This window comes from Acetanaerobacterium elongatum (assembly GCF_900103835.1).
GTDB lineage: Bacteria > Bacillota > Clostridia > Oscillospirales > Ruminococcaceae > Acetanaerobacterium > Acetanaerobacterium elongatum.
This window is the reverse complement of record NZ_FNID01000018.1, coordinates 1-22011: the sequence shown is the minus strand read 5'-3', so window position 1 is coordinate 22011 and position 22011 is coordinate 1. Positions and strand designations below refer to the sequence as shown.

At 47.8% G+C, this 22011-nt stretch carries 18 protein-coding genes and 1 rRNA gene; 5 read left to right on the top strand and 14 right to left on the bottom strand.

Going from position 1 to position 22011, the window contains the following annotated elements:
- Positions 1 to 45: 45 nt before the first annotated feature.
- From BLR50_RS07920 to BLR50_RS07860, 13 genes are all read right to left on the bottom strand, one after another.
- A complete protein-coding gene (locus BLR50_RS07920) occupies positions 46 to 1068 on the bottom strand; it encodes an ABC transporter permease (RefSeq protein WP_205408679.1) in 1023 nt (340 codons plus the stop codon).
- Positions 1069 to 1070: 2 nt separating this feature from the next.
- Positions 1071 to 2582, bottom strand: a complete 1512-nt coding sequence (locus tag BLR50_RS07915; RefSeq protein ID WP_092640321.1) for a sugar ABC transporter ATP-binding protein — start codon at positions 2580 to 2582, stop codon at positions 1071 to 1073.
- An 18-nt stretch (positions 2583 to 2600) separates the two neighbouring features.
- Positions 2601 to 3791 (bottom strand): sugar ABC transporter substrate-binding protein, encoded by a 1191-nt coding sequence (locus tag BLR50_RS07910; RefSeq protein ID WP_092640320.1) that lies wholly within the window; start codon positions 3789 to 3791, stop codon positions 2601 to 2603.
- Positions 3792 to 4468: 677 nt separating this feature from the next.
- On the bottom strand, positions 4469 to 5932 hold the full coding sequence (locus BLR50_RS07905; RefSeq protein WP_242871715.1) for a nicotinate phosphoribosyltransferase: 1464 nt from the start codon (positions 5930 to 5932) through the stop codon (positions 4469 to 4471).
- Positions 5933 to 5965: 33 nt separating this feature from the next.
- Positions 5966 to 6607, bottom strand: coding sequence for a cysteine hydrolase family protein (locus BLR50_RS07900; RefSeq protein ID WP_092640319.1), 642 nt, complete (start codon positions 6605 to 6607; stop codon positions 5966 to 5968).
- Between the two features lie 98 nt (positions 6608 to 6705).
- Positions 6706 to 7425: a nuclease-related domain-containing protein gene (locus tag BLR50_RS07895; protein WP_092640317.1), complete on the bottom strand. Its 720-nt coding sequence runs from the start codon at positions 7423 to 7425 to the stop codon at positions 6706 to 6708.
- Between the two features lie 78 nt (positions 7426 to 7503).
- Entirely contained in the window at positions 7504 to 7734 is a 231-nt protein-coding gene (locus BLR50_RS07890; RefSeq protein ID WP_092640314.1) for a DUF3006 domain-containing protein, read from the bottom strand.
- 15 nt (positions 7735 to 7749) lie between these two features.
- The gene (locus BLR50_RS07885) at positions 7750 to 8793 is read right to left on the bottom strand and encodes a ComEC/Rec2 family competence protein (RefSeq protein ID WP_162840368.1); all 1044 of its coding nucleotides are present in this window, start codon (positions 8791 to 8793) and stop codon (positions 7750 to 7752) included.
- The gene (locus BLR50_RS07880; protein WP_092640310.1) at positions 8729 to 10696 is read right to left on the bottom strand and encodes a YgiQ family radical SAM protein; all 1968 of its coding nucleotides are present in this window, start codon (positions 10694 to 10696) and stop codon (positions 8729 to 8731) included. Before BLR50_RS07880 ends, BLR50_RS07885 begins: the two co-directional genes overlap by 65 nt.
- Positions 10697 to 10725: 29 nt before the next feature.
- The gene (locus BLR50_RS07875; RefSeq protein ID WP_092640308.1) at positions 10726 to 13263 is read right to left on the bottom strand and encodes a DNA translocase FtsK; all 2538 of its coding nucleotides are present in this window, start codon (positions 13261 to 13263) and stop codon (positions 10726 to 10728) included.
- A 26-nt stretch (positions 13264 to 13289) separates the two neighbouring features.
- Positions 13290 to 14171 (bottom strand): undecaprenyl-diphosphate phosphatase, encoded by an 882-nt coding sequence (locus tag BLR50_RS07870; RefSeq protein ID WP_092640306.1) that lies wholly within the window; start codon positions 14169 to 14171, stop codon positions 13290 to 13292.
- Between the two features lie 78 nt (positions 14172 to 14249).
- A complete protein-coding gene (locus tag BLR50_RS07865; RefSeq protein ID WP_092640304.1) occupies positions 14250 to 14456 on the bottom strand; it encodes a YlzJ-like family protein in 207 nt (68 codons plus the stop codon).
- Positions 14456 to 15229, bottom strand: coding sequence for a ClpP family protease (locus BLR50_RS07860; RefSeq protein WP_092640302.1), 774 nt, complete (start codon positions 15227 to 15229; stop codon positions 14456 to 14458). Before BLR50_RS07860 ends, BLR50_RS07865 begins: the two co-directional genes overlap by 1 nt.
- A gap of 472 nt (positions 15230 to 15701) precedes the next feature.
- Here BLR50_RS07860 and BLR50_RS07850 point away from each other — a divergent pair, with 472 nt between their 5' ends.
- The 5 genes from BLR50_RS07850 (at position 15702) to BLR50_RS07830 (ending at position 21469) form a co-directional block, all read left to right on the top strand.
- Positions 15702 to 16883 (top strand): MFS transporter, encoded by a 1182-nt coding sequence (locus BLR50_RS07850; protein WP_092640298.1) that lies wholly within the window; start codon positions 15702 to 15704, stop codon positions 16881 to 16883.
- Positions 16884 to 16898: 15 nt separating this feature from the next.
- Complete coding sequence (locus BLR50_RS07845; RefSeq protein ID WP_092640296.1) at positions 16899 to 17393, top strand: GNAT family N-acetyltransferase; 495 nt, start codon at positions 16899 to 16901, stop codon at positions 17391 to 17393.
- Between the two features lie 203 nt (positions 17394 to 17596).
- Positions 17597 to 19528 (top strand): aconitate hydratase, encoded by a 1932-nt coding sequence (locus BLR50_RS07840; protein ID WP_092640294.1) that lies wholly within the window; start codon positions 17597 to 17599, stop codon positions 19526 to 19528.
- Positions 19529 to 19577: 49 nt separating this feature from the next.
- Positions 19578 to 20756, top strand: a complete 1179-nt coding sequence (locus BLR50_RS07835) for an isocitrate/isopropylmalate family dehydrogenase (protein ID WP_242871714.1) — start codon at positions 19578 to 19580, stop codon at positions 20754 to 20756.
- A 50-nt stretch (positions 20757 to 20806) separates the two neighbouring features.
- Positions 20807 to 21469, top strand: coding sequence for a redox-sensing transcriptional repressor Rex (locus BLR50_RS07830; RefSeq protein ID WP_092640290.1), 663 nt, complete (start codon positions 20807 to 20809; stop codon positions 21467 to 21469).
- Positions 21470 to 21732: 263 nt separating this feature from the next.
- Here the strand turns inward: BLR50_RS07830 and rrf are convergent.
- Positions 21733 to 21849: ribosomal RNA gene (gene rrf, locus BLR50_RS07825) — 5S ribosomal RNA — on the bottom strand.
- Between the last annotated feature and the right edge of the window lie 162 nt (positions 21850 to 22011).

Here is a 22011-nt window from a genome sequence, read left to right as displayed (position 1 = left end):
CAAGAAAAGGGGAGGAGGTTAAACTCCTCCCTATCTCGTTTGGGATTAATTCTTTTTTTGCTGCGAGTAGGTCAGCGCAAGAGCGATTGCAAGTACGCCGCCCTTTACAATATCCATAGCAAAATAGGGTACAGACATCATGATTAAGCCGTTTTCAAGTAAACCAACCAGTACTGCGCCAGCCAGTGTACCAATTGCGTTAGGCTTACCGGCACCCGCAACAGAGAAACCGATGTAGGCTGCAGCAACCGACGGCATAAGGTAGGATGCCCCGGCGTTTACCTGAGCCGTACCAACACGGGCTGCGATGAAAATACCGCCAAGTGCAGCGAATACAGCAGAGAGGAAATAAGCCAGAATCTTGTACTTATTTACCGGAATACCGGAAAGTCTGGCTGCCTCTGGGTTACCGCCTACTGCATACATATATCTGCCGTGCTTGGTGTAGTTTAAGAAGAAGAAAGCGAAAGCTACTACTACCAGCATGATGATAATCAGCCACGGCTCTTTGCCGATTGCACGGAACGCTGCAGGAACAAGGCCGGCAGAAGCCTGACCATTTGCTCTTACCATGCGCTCTGTAATAGCGCCACCGTTGGAGTAGGTCATCGCAACACCCTGGAACATAAACATTACCGAAAGGGTTGCAACCATGTCTGGTATCTTTAGCTTTACAATCAGCAAGCAGTTTATCAGTGCAACGGATAGACAGATAATCAGTGTGAGGACAATAGAAAGCCCCATGTTGATGTTGTACCAAACAAACATTGTCATTATTAAAAAGTCTGCAAAGTTTGCGTTGGCACCGATGGAAAGATCCATACCGTTTACCGCAATAGAGAAGGTTAAGCCGATTGCGATAATGGTTGTGATTGAGATACTTCTTAGAATGGTGATCATGTTATCTGGCGTGAGGAATATACTGGAGTTTGTTTGGGCGTTCCAGTTTGCAAAGGTAAAGATGATGAACAATAACAAGATGGTAAGAAGCGTTCCCCATTTTGTTATAAAGCTCATTACGGTCTTACCCACTGCACTATTCTTTGCAGACAGGCTTTTTTCATTCATTTTTAGTGTCCTCCTGTTGACAAGTAAAGTAATTCTTTTTCATCTGTGTCGGCGACATTTAAATCTTTAACAATTTGTCCGTCGTATAACACATACACTCTGTCTGCAATGGTCAGAATTTCCTGAAACTCACAGGATGCGTATATTACACCTTTACCCTGGGCTGCAAGCCTTTCAATGAGCTCGTACATGTCACGCTTTGCACCGACATCTATTCCCTTGGTGGGTTCGTCAAAAATATAAATCTCCGATTCGGAATTGAGCCATTTTCCGAGTACGACCTTCTGCTGGTTACCACCGGAAAGCAACGCTACCTCCTGATATTCGGAAGGGGTTTTAATCCCAAGATCTGAAATCATGGTGCAGGCATCTTTTCTTTCCTTAATCTTGTTTACTACAGACAAAAAGCCGGTATACTTCTTCATGGCGGCAACGCTTATATTTGCATAAACAGGGTCTGTAATCAGCACTCCCTCCTTGCGGCGTTCCTCGGGTACAAGCGCAAAGCCTCGCTTAACTGCTTCGTTCGGATTTTTATATTTGATAGTTTTCCCGTTCAATTTTACAGTACCGCTGGATTGCTTAAATGCAGCAAACAGGGTTTTACACAGTTCCGTTTTACCTGCGCCAACAAGGCCGGCTACAGCGACAATCTCGCCGCGTTTAACCGTCATATTTATGTTCTTAACTCTGCCCTCGGCTTCTGAAAGATCCTCTACCTCTAGTAACGGTTCGCCGATTTTAACGGATTTTTTGATATAGTTATCGTCAAATTTACGCCCAAGCATAAGCTCTACAATATCCTTGGTCTGCAGCTCGGGAGTAATCGGCATGTTTTTAACAACCTTGCCGTCTCTCATTACAGTAATGGTATTGCAGATTTCAAACAGCTCATTCAATCTGTGTGAAATAAATACAATTGCAACGCCTTCTTTGGCAAGTTCACGAACAATACGGAATAATTCCTCTGTCTCGGAATTGGAAAGCGGCGCGGTAGGCTCATCAAGTATCAGCAGGCGGCATTTTTCTACCACACATCGGGCGATCAGTACCATCTGCTTTTGCGCAAGAGTAAGCTCTGAAACAGGCTGGTTCACATCCAGCTCAACGTTTAGCTTTTCAAGGGTTTCCTTCGCAGTCTTTTTGATCTTAGACCAGTTAACAATGTGATTCTTCCCCATGTTGTTCACAATTACATCGAACATAACGTTCTCTGCAACCGAAAGGTAAGGAATCAGTGCAACGTCAACCTCTTGGTATACAATCTCAATGCCTAGATCTTTTGCGTTTTTGGGGGACCGGATTTCCACCGGTTCCCCATCAACGAAAACTTGACCTGTGTAATGGGCATTGGCACCTGCCAAAACCTTCATAAGGGTTGATTTGCCTGCGCCGTTTGCACCAATCAGAGCATGAATTGTTCCGCTGGTCAAATCAAAATCTACATTGCTTAATGCTTTGACACCCGGGAATTCAAGTGATATGCCCCGCATTTCAAGTTTTAATTCTTTCATTTCCTAATACTTCTCCAATTACTTGCTGTTTTGTTTACGCAGCGTGTCCATCCAAGGAAGGTTAAAGGAAGCATCGGTAGAAGCGTCGCCCCAGCCCTTAACAACCTGGTTTAAGGTGGTCATGGAGGTGTCGGGCTTCAGTTCGTCGGTCTTGATGCTGCTAGCAGAGAGGTTATAGTAATCAGGGGTCTCAACGCCGGCAAACTTAGAAGCAAGAAGTCTCATATCAACGATACCGATAAGCTTGGGGTCAACTGCTGCAGTAGATCTCCAAACCTTGTTGTTTGTGCGCATGAGGTTGATGTCATCGTTGGAAACGTCGATGGTGTACATCGGGATATCGGTACGGCCAGCATCGTTAAGAGCCTGAAGAACGCCCTTAGCAAGCTCGTCATAGCAGCCCCAGATAGCATCAACAGAACCTGCAGGATATTTGGGGAGGATAGCAGCGGTTTTATTGGTCATATCGCCGCGAGCGTTTGCAGGATCGGAGGGAGCGATTACTTCAAGGGTCTTAATCTTGCCTTCCTGCTCGTACTTGGTGTAAACGACGTTACGTCTGTCAAGCGGAGGGATGCCAGGGCCCATGAAGGTTTTGAGAACTTTCATCGGGAGCTTGCCGCCCTTTGCCTGATACTCAGAGAGCATGGAATCAAGAGAAAGCTGAGCAAGTGCCTGATCGTCCTGTGCGGTGGAAGTCACGCCCTGAAGCAGCTCGCCTTTAGCGTCGCCGCCCTTCATGGGCATACTGTCGAAGGTTACAACCTCAATACCTGCATCTCTGGCGGGCTTGAGCATGTCGTAAGTGTAGGAGAGCTGGCCATGAGAAAGGATGATGCCGTTGTAGCCTTTAGAAATGCACTGTGCAACAACTTCCTGAGTCTTAGCGTCGTCGCCGTCAGTTACGTATGTATCTACTGTAAAACCAAAGCTTTTACCTTCAGATACGCAGCCGTCAAGGAACTGCTGAGTATGGTCGCCTGCAGCCAGGTTGCGAACTACAGCTACTTTTTTGCCCGCGAGTTTGCTGAGGTCTACATCGCCGGTTGCCGCTGCAGAGCTTGCTGCTGCGGAGCTAACTGCTTCCGAGCTGGCAGGTGCAGAGCTTGCGGGAGCTGCTGACGAGCTTGCTGCGGGAGCGGAGCTGCAGCTGGCGAACAATGCTGATGCCATAACAACTGCTGAAATAAATGCCAAAACTTTCTTCATTTGAGATCCTCCTTAAAATTTTGGGTTGCTTTCTGCTTGTTCATGCCACATTGATGTGGCATCTTGTTTGGTCGTTTATATAATATCACTAAATTTGCGGCATATCAATGGTATTTGTTTGTTTGTCTGTATTTTTTCCGTTTTAGATGATATCATCAACGTCTATTTATTAATATTGTACAATTTTCGATTCGTTTTCCTAACACATGAGTGCTATTTAATATCAAGAGTGTGGCATTATGCTTAATTTAATGTTGTTTTATGTTGTTTTTAAGTATACAGCCATCAGTCATCAATGTCAAATCAAATATGGAGCCATCTGCTTATAATTATGTATTTTTGTGGATTTTAATAAATCTAGGTAAAATCAAATTGCAATGCGGGGCCAAACAAATATCCATAAAAAAGCGGATACTCTATGCAAAGTATCCGTTATACATATATCCGGTTGATAAATATATAAAAATCCGCACCAAAACAATAATCTCATCTAATTCACGAGCATCGGCTGCGCGACTGTTCCGTTAAGCCTGCCTTTGTTGTATTCCTGCTTCTTATTGGGATAGCCCAGCATCTAATGGATGTGCAGCTGCAACGCTATGCTTTCTTCTTGTGCGAACCGATCTTGAAACAAAGCACTGCCGCTTAGGCTTTAGGCTCTAAGCGGCAGTGCTGCATTAATATTTTGCCATGTAGCTTGAAAGCAGGGTGTTTTTAACATCCCAGAGGCGGAAGGAAAGATCTACATAGTAGCGATGGGGGTATTCAAAACGCTTAACCTCATCCCATAAAAGATCAACCTGCTCTAGGCAGTAGGTACGAATATCGGCGAGCGATGGGGTTTTATAAACCAACGCTCCATTCTTAAAGATCTGCTTAAGCATAGGCTTTGCAGTAATATTGGTGAGGTACTTCTTTTTCCACACCTCAACGGGGTCAAAAATCGTTAAGCCGTTTTCCACACGAAGCTCTTCACCGCGAATTGCGAGGTAATCGGCAACCGCCATACCGCTTTCGTTGGAATACAGACGGTACAGCTCTTTAAAATGCGGAGTGGTTACCTTCTCGATACTTTCGCTGATTTTGATTTTGGGCTGGTAGGTTCCATCATCTTTTTGAACCGCAACCAGCTTATAAACACCACCGAATACCGGGTCGCTCTTAGAGGTAATCAGGTTTTCACCTACCCCAAAACCGTCGATACACGCGCCCTGCAGGAACAGATCACGAATCAGGTATTCATCGAGAGAATTGGAGGCTATGATGGCAACATCATGATACCCTGCCTCATCCAGCATTCTGCGAGCTTTCTTGGAAAGATAGGCGATATCGCCGCTGTCTATCCGAACCCCTTTGGGGCGGTAGCCCATCGGCTTTAATACCTCATTAAAGGTTTTTATGGCGTTTGGAATACCAGATTTAAGAACATTATAGGTATCCACCAGCAAGGTACAGCTATCGGGGTAAACCTCTGCATAGCGCTTAAAGGCCTCATACTCGCTGTCAAACATCTGCACCCAGCTGTGTGCCATTGTGCCGGAAGCGGGAATCAGATACTCCCGGTCGGCGATGGTGCAAGCCGTTCCGTGGCAGCCGCCGATATAAGCGGCCCTGGCGCCCAGTATTGCTGCATCGCTGCTCTGAGCCCGGCGGGAACCAAACTCCAGCACCTGCTTACCCTGTGCCGCACGCACAATGCGGTTGGCCTTGGTGGCAATAAGAGACTGGAAGTTGATGGTGAGCAGAATCATGGTTTCCAACAGCTGCACTTGAATTATCGGCCCGCGAACCGTTACTACCGGCTCGTTGGGGAAGATGGGGGTTCCCTCTTCCATTGACCAGACATCACAGGTAAATTGAAAATTCTTTAAATAGTCTAAAAACTTCTCGCTAAAAAGATTCTTTTTACGCAGGTATACAATGTCTTCGTCGGTAAACTTGAGGTTGTTCAGATAATCAATCACCTGCTCAAGGCCTGCGAAGATTGCAAAGCCGGCCTTATCGGGGATGGTTCTGAAAAACATATCAAAAACCGCAATCTTATCCTGCATACCGTTTTCAAGGTAGCCATTGGACATTGTCAGCTCATAAAAATCGGTGAGCATGGTAAGGTTGCGATTCTGTGCCCAATTTGTGCTCATTTGTCTCTTCTTCTTTCTGCTGAAATGTTAAATTTAATAAAGGATGTCGGATACAACCCGGATGCCATTATCCATCATGCTGCACAAAAACACCGTGTTCATCATCTGCGCCGGATGCTGCGGGCTGTCGTAGGTATCAACGAGTGAAACCGGTACAATAATATCGCGCAAGTCGTTCTGCTCATTAAAATAGGTTTTCAGCGCGCAGGCCAACTGGAAGATACAAATATCGGTACAGCAGCCGGTGATGATAAAGTTTTTATAATCACTAAGCAGTTCTTTGGTGCTCATCTTATAAAAGGCATTTGTGGAGTTCTTCTCGATAACAGTAGGGAAAAACGCCTGCAGTTCGCTAACCAGACTGGGCTCATCGGTTCCCTCCAAGCAGTGCGGCGGATATCCGCCGTTCAGCTCAATGGACTGCTCATTGTGATGGTCGCTCACCGCAACTAAAACCACTCCATGTTCCTCGCAGGCTGCTGCCAAGGCTGCGGTTTTGGGGATAAGTGCCTTCACCCTTTCAGAAAACAGGGCTCCCTGTTTGGCAAAGCCGTTGTTCATATCCACCGAAACCAGCAGTGTCTCTTCAGGGTTCAGCCCGGAAAAGCTTAGGGGTTGAGCACTGCGCACCCTTTGTTCCATTTCTTCAAGCGCAGAGATTATATAATCATTCATAATGGCCTCATTTCAGCTGTTACAGGTTTAGGCTATTCATTTACAAGCTTCAGACATAAATTATACCTTAATCTGTTTAGTAAATTATTATAACAGCACTATTTATAATTTGCAATTCTGTGCGCGATTATTTTGCATTCCGAAGGTTCCAGCATTCTTTCGCCGCCATAATGTTTAATATAACGTTTGAGTTTTCTTTTGCCGCCGCGGCGTGCAGAAAATACCGGAATCTCTTCGCTAAACACCTTAACCTTGGTTTTGGGATGTGAGAAATATACAACGCCCTGCACGGGTATCTTGTACCCATACTGCTCCAATACCCGGCCTAACACCCGTGTATGGGTTGTAACCTGTTTGATGGGGCTGTAGAAACGCTTTGCATAGCGGCTGCCGTATTCGGCCTTTTTCTTCTGCAGCAGTGCATGATCGTCGTCGTCCCCATAAATCTTACCGATATGATTCTTGGTTTCTACAACAAAAATGCCGTTTGGGCCTACTACCACATGATCCATCTGTGCGGAATGCCCATCACCCGAGATGGTTACATCGGGGCAGACATAATAGCAGCGCGGCAGGCCTTTCAGAACCTCGGTGGTAGCCGCCTCGCCCTCAATTCCATGCTTGAGTATTATCATCTGTACCCGCTCGCGCTTAATCAGGAAAAGAAAGATAAGTAGGATCAGGCTGATTCCATATGTAAAAAAAGCAAGTGCCGCCCCTGCGAGTGCAACGAATACATATAACGCAATACGCAGGATACAGTGGTTATAACTGCTCTTTACTGTATTGACGATGCCGTTTTTTATAATTCTAGCCATTCTTCCTCCTAAACGATAAAACCCGCCATGTTTTGGCGGGAAATACTCGGGTTGTGTATGAGTAATAACTTTATAAATCTATTCTTCTGAAAATACCTGCTGCTGCAGTTTTTTTATAAGCTCCCGCCTGTGGCGGGTTTCTTCAGTATCAACTACCGCGCGGCCGGTATCATCAAGCTTTAAGCAGTCGCCTTCCTTTACTCCCGCCGGAAGCGAGCATACAGGCAGCTGAACCCTTCCGCCTTGCTCATCTTCACAGACGGCAACAGTGCCTTCTAGCCTGTCGATTCTTAGGAGTTTATCTGTCATAGGTTATATGCCCCTTCATTTTTCGGTTTTTACGGCGATGTTCTTTCCGTCGGTAGTAAAAACAATGGTTCCGTTTAAATCAGTGCGGTATACGGTAACACCTTTATCCTTCAGCTTCTGAAGGGTTGATGCACTCGGGTGGCCGTAATCATTGTTCTCGCCGCAGGATATGGCAGCAAAAGCAGGCTTGATCGCCGCCAAAAACGCTTTCCCGGTTGAGGTGGAACTTCCGTGGTGACCGGCTACATAGATATCACTTTTAAGGTTAAAATCCTTCTTTAGTATATCTTTTTCGGCGGCGGTTTCGGCATCGCCTGAAACCAATACGCTGGTGTTTGCAAACGAAATCTTGGAAACCACCGATTCATTATTCAAATCATCATACTCCCCAACCGGGCCTAAGGTCTCCAGCTTCATTGCACCGATGACGTAGCTTTTGCCAGGAGCGGCAGTAATCACTTTAATCTTTTTCTCTGCAAGCAGGGTCAGAACATCCTCGTAGGTTTTGGTGGTTGGCAGAATTGCATCAGGTACCTTTGGCAGGATTACAGTATCAACCTCTACCTTTTTCAGTACGTCGTCCATTCCGCCAATATGGTCGGAATGCGGGTGGGTACCGATTATATAATCTAAATGATTAATTTTAAGAGCATTGAGACAATCAAGCACCTTGCCGCCCTGATCATTCTCACCAGCATCAATCAAAATGGAATTATCCCCGGTGGTAAACAAGGTGGAGCTGCCCTGCCCTACATCAATGATATACACCGACATCTGCTTGCCGCTGAGCGTTTCGGACGTAGAGCTTTTGCTCTGTGCCGCTGAAGATATCTCTGCCAGGGCAAATACCGATTGTGAGCTGGCCGGCTCACCGGTTACAGCCGTGTAGGCATCTCCCCATGTGGGGAACGTGAACGGCAGAATGGATGCGGATGATAATGTCAGCAATATGGCTGCTATTACTACAACACAGATAACAGAGAGTGCCGCAGGCTTACTTTTGAACAGGTTTTTTAGTAGTCTTTGCAGTTGCCGGCTTTCCTTGTTTTGCCTTGCCATACCTAAAGCCTCCGTTACCTTTTTGTGGTGGCACCTGCCGGTCATTGAGTGATCTTAAGCCGCTGTGAGGGCGGTTCTTCGCATTAGCGCCAGCAAAGTCTTGTTTTTTCGCAATAAAGGGTGGAATCAGGCAGCCTTCGCCGTAACCGATCAGGTCTTCCCTGCCCGCTTTTATAAGCGCCTGTTTTACAAGTGCGTGGTTATTGGGGTTAAAATACTGCAGCAATGCCCGCTGCAGTGCCTTTTCACCGCTTTCGCGCGGTACATAAACTGCCTTGAGGGTGTAAGGATCCAGCCCCGTATAAAACATACAGGTGGAGATGGTGCCCGGGGTTGGGTAAAAATCCTGCACCTGCTCAGGACGAATGTTATGCTTCTTTAAGAATAGCGCCAAGGTAACGGCATCCTTCAGGGTACTGCCTGGGTGGGAGGACATCAGGTAGGGCACCAGATACTGTTCCTTGTGTATCTTCCTAGTGCGCTCGTAGAACCGCTTTGCAAAGGCCTCGTAGGCCTCGATATGTGGTTTGCCCATGGCATCCAGCACCGAGGGAGAGCAGTGCTCGGGCGCTACCTTCAGCTGACCGCTTACATGGTTTTCAACAAGCTCGTTAAAGAAAGCATCGTTTTTATCCTGCAGCAGGTAATCGAAGCGGATACCCGAACGGATAAACACCTTTTTTACTCCGCGGATAGCCCTCAGCCTGCGCAGCATATGCAGATACTCGCTGTGGTCGGCCTCCAGTGCGGCGCAGGGCTCGGGTGCCAGACACTTTTTGCCTTTGCACAAGCCCACTGTCAGCTGCTTTTTGCAGGAAGGCTTTCGGAAGTTTGCGGTGGGCCCGCCCACATCGTGGATATATCCCTTAAACCTAGGGTTCTTCACAAAGCTTTCAGCCTCGTTTACTACCGAATCCTCACTGCGGCAGGTGATTCTGCGCCCCTGATGAAACGCAATAGAGCAGAAATTGCAGTGCCCGAAGCAGCCGCGGTTGTGTGTGATGGAGAACTCCACCTCTTCGATGGCGGGTACCCCGCCCTTCTGCTCGTAGCTTGGGTGGTAAAAACGCATGTACGGCAGCGAATAAACCTTGTCCAGCTCCTCCTGCGTAAGTGGCGGCATGGGCTTATTCTGTATCACCGCCCTTTTACCGTGCTTTTGCAGCAGCGCACGGCCTGAGATGGCATCGTGCTCGTCAATCTCCAGCCTTGCGGCCTTGCAGTATTCCTTTTTGTTCTCGCAAACCATCTCGTAGCTTGGAAGGTTTACCAGCCCCAAGGGAATATTCTCATTGGCGGTAACGTAGCAGGTGCCGAGCACATCAGTTATATTCTTTACCGGTTCCCCTGTTGCCAGACGGCGTGCTATCTCGATGGTTTGGTTCTCGCCCATGCCATAGGTAAGAAGGTGGGCGCCGCTGTCGATTAAAATAGAGGGGCGAACGGCATCGTCCCAGTAATCATAGTGGGCAAACCGGCGCAGAGAGGCTTCCAGCCCCCCAATGATAATTGGTGTATCGGGATAAGCACTGCGCAGCAGCTTGCAGTAAACGATAACAGCACGGTCGGGGCGGTGCCCCGCTTCTCCTCCGGCAGAATAGCTATCCTCCGTACGCGGGTTCTTGGCAACTGTATAGTTTGAAACCATAGAATCAATATTACCCGAGGTAACAAAAAAACCGTAACGCGGCTCACCCAGCTGTTTGAAATCCTTCACGCTGTGCCAGTCGGGCTGCGCGATGATGCCCACCGAGTAGCCCTGCGCCTCCAGCACCCTTGAGATAATAGCAATACCAAAGCTAGGGTGATCAACATAAGCGTCACCTGTTACGCAGATATAATCAAAGCGATCAATACCCTTTTCAAGCATCTCGCTGCGGGAAATCGGTAAAAAACCTGACATTCGTTGCTCCTGTTCTATTTTTATAAAGACTAATCTTTCATGCTGTATTCCTGAGCAGGTTCCTGCCGCATTGTCATTTCAATCCATTGCTGGCGGGTAATGAGAACCGGGCGGGGCTTGCTGCCCTCGAACGGCCCGACAATTCCGCGCTGCTCCATCTCGTCGATAATACGCGCGGCTCTGGCATAGCCGAGCTTGAGCTTTCTTTGCAATAACGAGGTGGATGCCTGCCCGGCCTCTACCACACATTCAATGGCCTTGGGCAGCATCTCGTCTTCGCTGTCAGCTCCGCCGTCTTCCCCGGAGGGTGAGGATTTCTCCTTCGCGGCCTGCTTTTCAATCTCATCCAGGATATTATCGTCATAATCGGCAGCCGAACCCTTCTTGATAAAGGAAACGACACGCTCGACCTCTTTCTCGTTTACATAGCAGCCCTGTACGCGGATGGGTTTGGAGGAACCAACCGGCGAAAACAGCATATCGCCGCGCCCAAGCAGCTTTTCGGCGCCGCCCATATCAAGGATGGTACGCGAGTCTACCTGCGAGGACACTGCAAACGCGATACGGCTGGGGATATTTGCCTTAATAACACCGGTGATTACATCTACCGACGGGCGCTGTGTAGCGATAACTAGGTGCATACCCGCGGCACGCGCCATCTGAGCAAGTCGGCAGATGGCGTCTTCCACCTCGTTGGGGGCGGCAATCATCAGGTCGGCCAGCTCGTCGATGATGATGACAATCTGCGGCAGCGGCTTAATCTCGTCGTTGATGGCGGCAAGTTCGTTGTAGCCCACCAAATCACGAACCTGATTATCAGCAAACAGCTTGTAGCGGTTCAGCATCTCGGTGACTGCCCAGTTCAGTGCACCGGCCGCCTTGCGAGGGTCGGTAACCACAGGCACCAGCAGGTGCGGGATGCCGTTATAGATGCCAAGCTCTACCACCTTAGGGTCAACCATTAAGAAGCGAACCTCGTCTGGGGTAGATTTATACAAAAGGCTGATGATAATCGAGTTGATGCACACTGACTTACCGGAACCGGTAGCGCCAGCCACCAGAAGGTGCGGCATCTTGGTAAGGTCGGTAATGGTCTTATCGCCGGTTAAATCCATGCCCAGTGCTACTGACAGCTTGCTCTTTGCACTTACAAACTCGGTGGAATCCACAATAGTGCGCAGCTTTACCACGCTTACCTCTTTATTGGGCACCTCAATACCCACTGCCGGCTTATTGGGAATAGGCGCCTCAATGCGCACCCCGCCGCTTGCAAGGTTTAGAGCGATATCATCGGCCAAGCTTGTAATCTTTGCAATCTTAACGCCCGCGGAAGGCTGCAGCTCATAGCGTGTAACCGCCGGGCCGCGTGAGATATCCAGCACCTTGGTAACCACGCCGAAGCTTTTAAGGGTATCTACCAGCAGCTCTGCATTTTGGCGCAGCTCTTCGCTGATGTCGGCGGTGTTCACCGGCTTGCCTTGCTCCAGCAGCGTAATAGGTGGATATGTATAGCCGGTGCCGTTATCCATGGCCTCCTGCTCCACCGCCGTTTTGGCAATGTTCTGCTCAAAGGCTTTGGCCTCGTTTTCGACTGCCTGACGGGTGGCTTTGGGGGTAGAAGGCTTATCCAGCGGGATATCTATCGGCGCTCTGGGGGCCACGCGTTCCACAATGTTATTAATCTCTCCGGCGGTATTTGCGTCAGTCGATTCAGGCTTCTTATTCTTAATCTCAGCAATAAGATTCTTATTCTTCTGCTTTTCTTCCTTTTGCTTCTGCTTGAGCGCCGCCTTGCGCTCCTTTTCGGTTTGCGGGGTATTGGACCATATTACCTGCCCTGCCGTGATGGGATGCCCTGGCATTTCGGTATCATCATCCAGCGGTATGTCGATATTAAACCGCGGCTTGGATTTTTCATCAAAACGTTCCTGATACACATCCCCCAGCTTTTTGACTGGCGTGCTCACGGTTTTAAAGATATCCAGCAACGTAATACCGGTTAAAATCATTACAAATAACACGATAAGCAGGATGATGGTAATACCCGCTCCGGTTTTATCAAAAAGCTCATATAATGTCCAGCCAAACACCGAGCCGAAGAAGCCCCCGCCGCGCTTGGCTACACCATCGTTGTACAGAGAGGCGATCTGATTAAAGAAGGTATCGCCCTGCGGCTTGCCGGTTGTAAAAATCTGCACGGCACCGCAGATCATTACCGTAAGGAGCCCTGCCTGCCAGCATTTTGCCGCAGGAGAGATTGCTTTTTGGTCAACAGCCATAAATACGGCCAGTAGCATGGTGATAAAAGGTACTGCATATGCTACGCCGCCAAACATGCCGAACATGAATTTGTGCAGCTCTGTCCACAGATTGGTACCCTGCACAAACACCAGTGCACAGAAGAAAATACCTGCGGCGAAAAGTATGACCGCATACAGCTGCCGTCTGGCATAGGCGCGCTTACTTTCGTTCTCCTGCGCTTTCGCGGACTTTGCTCCCCCACTACTTTTGCCGGAGGACCGTGCAGCCGGTTTTTTGGGGGCCGTGGTCGACCTTCTTTGTGCCATCCTTATTCTATCCTTCCGCTTTCAATCTAAGCAATCATGGAGCTGATTAAATCTACGAAATTGGAGCCTGTTATATGCTCTATGGCACCGATGATAATCACCAGTACGCCAAGGGCAAGGGTGTAGTATGCGAATATAGACAGCTTATCGCTTTTAACCATCCACGCCAGCAACTTTATGGCAAAGAACCCTACAACCGCCGAACATATGATTCCAATAATAATCGGAAGCCAATTAATATTACTGCTCTGTGAAAGCGCATCGCCAAACTCAAAAATATTTGCGCCGAGGATAGCCGGGATACCTAAGATAAACGAAAATGCCACCGCATACTCTCTGGAATAGCCCCTGAGCAGCGCAATGGAGATGGTGGAGCCGGAACGGGAAACCGCAGGAAGTGCTGCAAGACCTTGAAAGGTACCAATCAGCAGTGCATCACCGTACCGCATGTTCTTGGCGGTTTTATCACCCTTAAAGCAGCGGTCGGCCAAAAACAGCATAATTCCGGTGAACAGGAACAGAACACCTTCCACCACAATGTCGTTATCCTCGGCGAGCGAGGTAAAGAAATCTTTTACAAAATAAAACGCCGCAAGTGGGAGCGTCGCCACCAGTATCATCAGAATCATCCGACGGTCAGGGTTTAGCTTTCTAAGCGAAAACTTTCCTGTAAAGATATCACCAATCATGCGGAAAAACTCAAGAATCAAATCCCATATAAGCGAATGGTATGCAACAAATACGGCAATCAATGTGCCGAGATGCAACATAACCGTAAACATTAAGGCTCCATTGCCCGAGGTTTTGGTGAAATGCTGGTACAAAGAAAGATGACCGTCGCTGGATACAGGCAAAAACTCGGTAATGCCCTGTAATATACCCTGAAGAATCGCGTTTAAAATTGTCAAAGTAATGCCCTCCGTTTTATGTAGCCTGCCGAGCAGGCAATATACTTCGCTGCCCTGTGCGGGCAGTAATAGACTGAGTTATTGGGTAAGAGTAATAATACTGCCCGGCGAAAACTCCTTTCGAAGGTACGCCTTCGGGTCGGTAGACAGAACTCTTGTAATATGCAGGCCGTCCGGCTGCTCGCAGCCTTCAAGCAGTACGCCGTTTACGGTTTTTGTAACGGTTTTATCGTTTGTTTGGTTTTGAAAAATCAGTTCGTATGGCTCTTTTGTATATAACAGCATCAGCCTGTCACCCTGCCTCCCTTTTTCCTTGTTCCCTTTTTCTTATGCTCCTCGGCATCCTTCTCAATCAAATCATAAAGGCAGCTGATTGCGTCGCTTAAGCCCCCTAAGGAGTCGATGATCCCCACCTCTACCGCCTTCTCCCCGTCCAGCACCGTGCCGATATCCATTACCAGCTCCCCGGTTTTGGTCATGAGCTCACGGAACTTATCGGCGGAGATGTTGGAATTATCTGAAACAAAGCGCACAATCCTCTCCTGCATCTTGTCAAAGTAAGAAAGGGTTTGCGGCACGCCCAATACCAACCCGCTCAGGCGGATGGGGTGTATGGTCATACTGGCTGACGGCACAATAAAGGAATGCTTGGCACAAACCGCAAGCGGAACCCCGATGGAATGCCCACCGCCTAAAACGATGGACACCGTGGGCTTTTTCATGCCCGCGATAAGCTCCGCAATAGCCAGCCCCGCCTCAACATCACCGCCCACGGTATTGAGTATAATCAAAAGCCCTTCAATTTCAGGGTCTTCCTCTATGGCAACAAGCTGGGGAATTACATGTTCATATTTTGTGGTTTTGTTCTGCGGCGGCAGGATATAGTGCCCTTCCACCTGCCCCACGATGGTAAGGCAGTGTATGGTGTGGTCGCCCTTGCTCTGCGTTACCGAACCGGTTTTAGCAATCTGCTCGGTCTGCTCCTCGCCTGTGGTGCTGTGTGCGGATTCGTTTTCGGGCTTATCCTTGTTGTTTTCATCTGCCTGCTGGTTGCTCACAGTATTCCCTCACCTCCAATATCATAAAAGATATTGTTTCCAACGGTAAAGGAATGTATGCGGGCAAACTGTATCACCCAACAAGCATTTAACTGGGTAAACCCCAACGCTGGTAATTGCTATAATCATGCCGCAATAACTACATTATACTACACTTTCATCGCATAATATCAAGCTTACGCAATTGTAAGTTTAATAAACGTAACCAGAATTATTATATCAACTATTCTATTTTTAAACAATAGCAAGATATATAAAACGCCGTCGGAAAAGAACATATTTTCGTTTTAAGGTTATCTTGTCTTCGGTTATTGCAGATGCAATATTCATTCTGATATTCATTCTGATCTCCTTGAAAACATTGAAATTGCTGCCAGAGTATGTTAAAATAATATCATATATTGTAGTTTGATTCACTTTAAACATTATAACAACATTCTGAAAGGTAAGGCTTCAGACCATAATTGACATCATGAAAAAAGAATTCAGCATTGTTTGTATCTCGGTTTTTTTGTTGGTTTTGGGAACCTGTATCTCGGGTACAATTCTTGTACCTTATGCTAAGACCTTGGGCGGCACCGGTTTTATTATTGGGGTAATCTACAGTAGCATGTATGCGGTAAGACTGATAATCGGCACACCGGTAGGCAGACTCTCACAAAAGCGGGGCGCAAAAACTATTCTGCTCTATAGCCTGATATTATACATCTTTATCGCAGCGGCTTATCTTATATCGTGGAATATCCCGTCGCTGCTGGCTGCACGGCTTTTGCACGGCGTAGCCTCCGCTATGATGCTGCCGATGGCAATGGCCTATGTGGGGGAAATAAGCCCCGAAGGGCAAGAAGGACGGTATATGGGAATTTATAATACCATCCTCTTTGTGGCCAGCGGTGTTGGGCCTATCATTGGCGGGGTTATTTACGAGAGCCGGGAAAGCAATGGAAATATACCCGTCTTTCTTACCTTGCTTGGGCTTTCATTTGTTTCGCTTTTTATACTGCTTTGTTTTGGAAATTTTAAAAAAGGTAACCATACCAACCCTAAAGCGTATAAACAGCAAGAACCAGTCTACAGCAAACTGACTGATATATTAAAAAGCAAATCCATGATTGGGCTGGCTTGCCTGAATATCGTTTCTGCTGTGTTGCTTGCGCTGTTTGGCGCAACCTTTACACAATACGCATTGGATAATCGGATGAACATGGGTACCATTGGGGTACTGATTGCCGTATACAATGTGGTGATAGGGGCCATACAGATACCGCTAGGAAGATTCTGTGACAGGCATAATAAAATAAAACTTGTGATGATTTCAGGGGCTATAACCGCCCTTCTGGTTTTGTTTTTTCCCGCATTCAAAGGTTGCTGGCTTATTGGAATCCTGCTGGTTTTCTTAGGCATTTGCACAGCCTTGCATCTTTCGTCGATAACGGCATTAGCGGCCGTTGTGGGAAAAGAGGCCGGGATGGGCGTAACGATGGGGTTTTTAGGTTCCGTAAACAGTGCCGGTACGATTATCGGCTATCTTCTTTTGGGCATTATTACGGATGCTGCCGGAATTCAAAATACATTTTTATTTACCGCCGCCCTATTTCTTGCAGGTAATATTGTATTTCTGATATTATGGCATCTAAATAAAAAAATCAAGTGAAGGAAGATGTTTAAAATGGAGACAATCAGTTTTGAAAAGGTGAGCGACGAAACCTTGCCTGAGGTTTTAGAAATATACACCTATTACGTGCTGAATACCACCGCAACCTTTCACGCACATGCACTGACGAAAGCGGAGATGAAGGAGATTGTTATCTTTGAAAGCCCTAAATATTGTACTTATGTGATTAGGCAAAATAATACCATAGCGGGCTATGTAATCCTTACACAGCATAAAAAGCGTGAGGCGTACGATGCCACCGCTGAAGTTACCATCTATTTAAAGCCCGGCCTTACTGGAAAAGGGATCGGCAGCAAGGCTATTGAGTTTATTCAAGAAAAGGCTAAGGAACAAAAAATGCATGTACTGGTAGCTACTATATGCGGTGAAAACCGGCCAAGTATTCGCTTGTTTGAAAAGAACGGTTTTACCAAATGTGCACATTATAAAGAAGTGGGTATTAAGTTTGGCCAATACCTTGATGTTGTTGCTTACCAAAAGATAATATAATGCCATATGCTACCCTATTACTGGTTTTTACCTGCGTGTTAACTGGAAACCTCTTAGTTAATTGATTGACAATCTTCTCGCATTATTATAAAATTATATAATCTGATAGTCTAAACAGTTCTGTGCTTTAAATCAATAAAGCCCATTTCTGTTCTATTTTATAAATTATATTTTTGTATTTTAAATAAGGGGAGAGCTGTAACGTGGGATTAACGATTGCACAGAAGATTATTAAGAATCATCTGCTTAGCGGCAGCATGATTGTAGGTGAAGAGATTGGTCTGAAAATCGACCAGACACTTACGCAGGACGCTACCGGCACCATGGCCTACCTTGAATTTGAGGCTATGGGAGTACCTAGGGTAAAAACCGAGCGTTCTGTCGCCTATATCGACCATAACACCTTGCAAACAGGCTTTGAGAACGCGGACGACCACCGGTATATTCAAAGTGTTGCAAAAAAGCACGGTATCTATTTTTCCCGCCCGGGTAACGGCATCTGCCACCAGCTGCAGCTGGAGCGTTTCGGTATACCCGGCAAAACATTGATTGGTTCCGACAGCCATACCCCCACGGGCGGCGGCATCGGCATGCTGGCAATGGGTGCCGGCGGTTTGGATGTTGCGGTAGCCATGGGCGGCGGCGCTTACTATATTCCTATGCCCAAGATGGTAAAGGTGAACCTGACCGGCAAGCTTGCTCCATGGGTAAGTGCAAAGGATATTATCCTTGAGGTGCTTCGCCGTTTAACCGTGAAGGGCGGCGTAGGCAAGGTTATCGAGTACGGTGGAGAAGGGATTAAAACCCTTACTGTTCCCGAACGCGCAACTATTACAAATATGGGTGCCGAGCTTGGCGCTACCACCTCGATCTTTCCTTCCGATGAGATTACTCATGCCTTCTTAAAGGCTCAAGGCCGTGAGGCTGATTACATCCCCCTTGCATCTGACCCCGACGCTCAGTATGACGAGGTTGTTGAAATTGACCTTTCTGCTCTGGAGCCCCTCGCAGCCTGTCCGCACAGCCCGGATAACGTAAAATCGGTTTCCGAAATCGGGAAAATGAAGATTGATCAGGTTTGCATCGGCTCCTGCACCAACTCCTCTTACCTTGATTTAATGCGTGTCGCAGCGATTTTAAAGGGTAAAACCGTACATCCTGCCGTAAGCCTTTCGATTGCCCCCGGTTCCAAGCAGGTGTTTAATATGCTTGCGCAAAACGGCGCACTGGCCGACCTGATTGCTTCGGGCGCCAGAATTCTTGAGTGCGCCTGCGGCCCCTGCATCGGCATGGGGCAGTCGCCTAACTCAGCCGGGATCAGCCTGAGAACCTTCAACCGCAACTTTGAGGGGCGCTCCGGCACCGCAGATGCGGGTGTTTATCTGGTTAGCCCCGAAACGGCGGCAGTTTCCGCTCTTACAGGTGTGCTGACTGATGCCAGAATCCTCGGAAGTGCTGTTGATATCAAAATTCCCGAGCAGTTTATCATTAACGATAATATGATCATTCCTCCCGCGAGTGAAGCTGAGGCAAAGGATGTTGAGGTGCTTCGCGGCCCGAATATTAAGGAATTCCCCAAGAGTGACCCGCTTGCCGACACCATTTCGGCGGATATACTGCTTAAGGTTGGCGATAATATCACCACCGACCACATCATGCCCGCGGGCGCTAAGCTGCTGCCCTACCGCTCTAATATCCCGCATCTCTCAAATTACTGCTTTACCCGCTGTGACGAGGAGTTCCCCGCCAGAGCCAAAGCGGCCGGAAAGGGAATTATTATCGGCGGCACCAACTACGGGCAGGGCTCCTCACGTGAGCATGCGGCGCTTGTTCCGCTCTATCTCGGCATCAAGGCCGTTATTGCCAAGAGCTTTGCGCGCATTCACCGCGCGAACCTGATTAACGCCGGTATTCTGCCGCTGGAATTTGAAAACGCTGCGGATTACGACACTGTGGCGCTCGGTGACGCGCTTGTTATTGAGAACGTGCTGAAAGACATTGCTGCAGACAAACCCCTTACCATCCGTACTGCTTCTGGCAAAACGTTTACGGCTACCTGTGCGCTTTCACAGCGTCAGAAGGATATTCTGCTTGCGGGCGGGCTATTAAACTATACCAGAGAACAATCCAAATAAAATAAAAACCTGTCAGTTATTCTGATCGTTTGGGGTACTAAAGAAAGGAATGGTCATTTTAATGGATTACTCGGAAAAGATAACAGCTGCTGCTGAAAAATACGCGAAGCTGATTGAATCGCAGTTAAAGCGCGTGGAGCAGATGAAAGCACAAGGCGATTTTATTGATTACAGCAAGCTGGATAATATCGTAATAGGCGTGTGCGGCGGCGACGGCATCGGCCCCACCATCACCAATGAGGCACACCGCGTGATTGAGTATCTTCTCAAGGATGAGGCTGCAAAGGGCAAGGTATCCTTCCGCGTGATTGACGGTCTCACCATTGAAAACCGCGCGGCAGCGGGTAAGGCTATCCCCGATGATGTGCTTGCCGAGCTTAAAAAGTGCCATGTAATCTTAAAAGGCCCCACCACCACCCCTCGCGCGGGAGACCCATGGCCGAACATCGAGAGCGCCAACGTGGCGATGCGCAAAGAGCTTGATCTGTTTGCCAATGTTCGCCCCGTAAAGGTTCCCGAGAAGGGCATTGACTGGACCTTCTTCCGCGAAAACACCGAGGGTGCTTATGCCATCGGCTCCAGTGGCGTAAATGTGGACGATGATTTGGCCTTTGATTTTACCGTAACCACCACGCAGGGTACCGAGCGCATTGCTCGTCTTGCCTACGAGTATGCGCGCAAGAACCATAAAGACCGCGTTTCGATTATTACCAAGGCCAACGTTGTTAAAACAACCGACGGCAAGTTCCTGAAGCTGTGCCAGAAAATCGGCACAGAATACCCCGAGATCACTACTGACGACTGGTATATCGATATTACCACCGCTAAGCTGATTGACGAGAAGCGCCGCCGTGATTTTAAAGTGTTTGTACTACCAAACCTGTACGGTGACATTATTACCGATGAGGCCGCTGAATTCCAGGGCGGTGTAGGTACCGCAGGCAGTGCCAACATCGGAAAGCGCTATTCGATGTTTGAAGCAATTCACGGCTCCGCTCCCAGAATGGTTCAGGAGGGACGCGCACAATATGCCGACCCTTGCTCGATGCTGCGGGCGGCGGTTCTGTTGCTTTCCCACATCGGATACCAGCAGCAGGCGGATAAGCTGGAGCGTGCTCTGGATATCTGTATGTACGAAGAGAAGAAACTGACCATTACCGGGCGCGATACCGGTGCAACCTGCTCGGATTTCGGCGAATATGTAATGCAGACCATTCAGAAGCTTTAATAGTATACTCGTTATTAATTAATTGAAAATTCAGAAAGCAGGCGATTAATGTGGCAAAAAGTCAATCGGTTTCGCTGTCGGTTATCAGACGGCTGCCCCGCTATTACCGCTTTTTGTCCGACCTGAAAGCCGCGGGAATTCTGCGGATTTCCTCGCGCGAGCTTTCATCCAGAATGGGGCTTACCGCTTCCCAAATACGGCAGGATCTTAACTGCTTCGGCGGCTTCGGGCAGCAGGGCTACGGTTATAATGTAGAGCAGCTTCACGCCGAGATTGGCAATATCCTTGGTGTTGGCAAAAAGCATAAGACCATCCTGCTTGGAGCCGGTAACCTCGGCAAGGCCGTAGCCGCGCATATGGACTTTGAGGCCAAGGGGTTTGACCTAATCGGTGTCTTTGAAACCGATAAGCAGATGATAGGAAAAAATCTGCGCGGATTAAAGATACTATCCTCTGAAATGCTGGTACCGTTTTGTAAAGAGCATCAGCCGTTGGTGGCGATTCTGTGTATTCCCAAAGACAGTGCCCGCAAAGCAAGTGATCTGCTGGTCGAGCTGGGCATTAAAGCCTTCTGGAATTTTACTCATTACGATTTCGCTGTCTCTCACCCCGGGATTGTGGTGGAGAACGTTCATCTTGGCGATAGCCTGATGATACTAAGCTACCGGGTAAACGAAACCCTGGAAGGAAACAGTACAGACAACAAAGAGTAATATTTAATATGAGACGGCTAATCCAAACATACTCACGCAATAATATTTTCGTACTTATCAGATGGTATAATACCACTGGTTACTATTTATGTCATTCACGACAAAGCCTCCTTTTGCTTAGTGCGGTTGGCAAACCGCCACTAGCAAAAGGAGGCTTTCTTATTGCCTAAGTTTCTTGCCCTCACCAGTTAAACAAGCGACTACTTATCACTATACACAAAAAAGAAACAACCCACATAAGTGAATTGTTTCTTATTTCGTGGAGCCGGCACCGACCTATCTTCCCGGGCAGCTTCCCGCCAAGTATTTTCGGCACTGATGAGCTTAACTTCTGTGTTCGGAATGGGAACAGGTGGGACCTCATCGTCATAAGCACCGGCTGAAGAGTGATGAAGAGTAAACTTCTCAACCCAGCCACACTATCTATGATAACCTTTTGTTAAAAGGAAATCAACTGTTGAAGAGAAAAACTAAGAGATTATTGTGGGTATCAAATACGCGACAGCGTATTTTCAATGTTTCGAATAATTCATTATTCGAAA

Bases quoted from the DNA above. Each gene is read 5' to 3' on its own strand.
- BLR50_RS07920 (WP_205408679.1), bottom strand. From the start codon at position 1,068: ATGAATGAAAAAAGCCTGTCTGCAAAGAATAGTGCAGTGGGTAAGACC.
- BLR50_RS07915 (WP_092640321.1), bottom strand. From the start codon at position 2,582: ATGAAAGAATTAAAACTTGAAATGCGGGGCATATCACTTGAATTCCCG.
- BLR50_RS07910 (WP_092640320.1), bottom strand. From the start codon at position 3,791: ATGAAGAAAGTTTTGGCATTTATTTCAGCAGTTGTTATGGCATCAGCA.
- BLR50_RS07905 (WP_242871715.1), bottom strand. From the start codon at position 5,932: ATGAGCACAAATTGGGCACAGAATCGCAACCTTACCATGCTCACCGAT.
- BLR50_RS07900 (WP_092640319.1), bottom strand. From the start codon at position 6,607: ATGAATGATTATATAATCTCTGCGCTTGAAGAAATGGAACAAAGGGTG.
- BLR50_RS07895 (WP_092640317.1), bottom strand. From the start codon at position 7,425: ATGGCTAGAATTATAAAAAACGGCATCGTCAATACAGTAAAGAGCAGT.
- BLR50_RS07890 (WP_092640314.1), bottom strand. From the start codon at position 7,734: ATGACAGATAAACTCCTAAGAATCGACAGGCTAGAAGGCACTGTTGCC.
- BLR50_RS07885 (WP_162840368.1), bottom strand. From the start codon at position 8,793: ATGGCAAGGCAAAACAAGGAAAGCCGGCAACTGCAAAGACTACTAAAA.
- BLR50_RS07880 (WP_092640310.1), bottom strand. From the start codon at position 10,696: ATGTCAGGTTTTTTACCGATTTCCCGCAGCGAGATGCTTGAAAAGGGT.
- BLR50_RS07875 (WP_092640308.1), bottom strand. From the start codon at position 13,263: ATGGCACAAAGAAGGTCGACCACGGCCCCCAAAAAACCGGCTGCACGG.
- BLR50_RS07865 (WP_092640304.1), bottom strand. From the start codon at position 14,456: ATGCTGTTATATACAAAAGAGCCATACGAACTGATTTTTCAAAACCAA.
- BLR50_RS07850 (WP_092640298.1), top strand. From the start codon at position 15,702: ATGAAAAAAGAATTCAGCATTGTTTGTATCTCGGTTTTTTTGTTGGTT.
- BLR50_RS07845 (WP_092640296.1), top strand. From the start codon at position 16,899: ATGGAGACAATCAGTTTTGAAAAGGTGAGCGACGAAACCTTGCCTGAG.
- BLR50_RS07835 (WP_242871714.1), top strand. From the start codon at position 19,578: ATGGTCATTTTAATGGATTACTCGGAAAAGATAACAGCTGCTGCTGAA.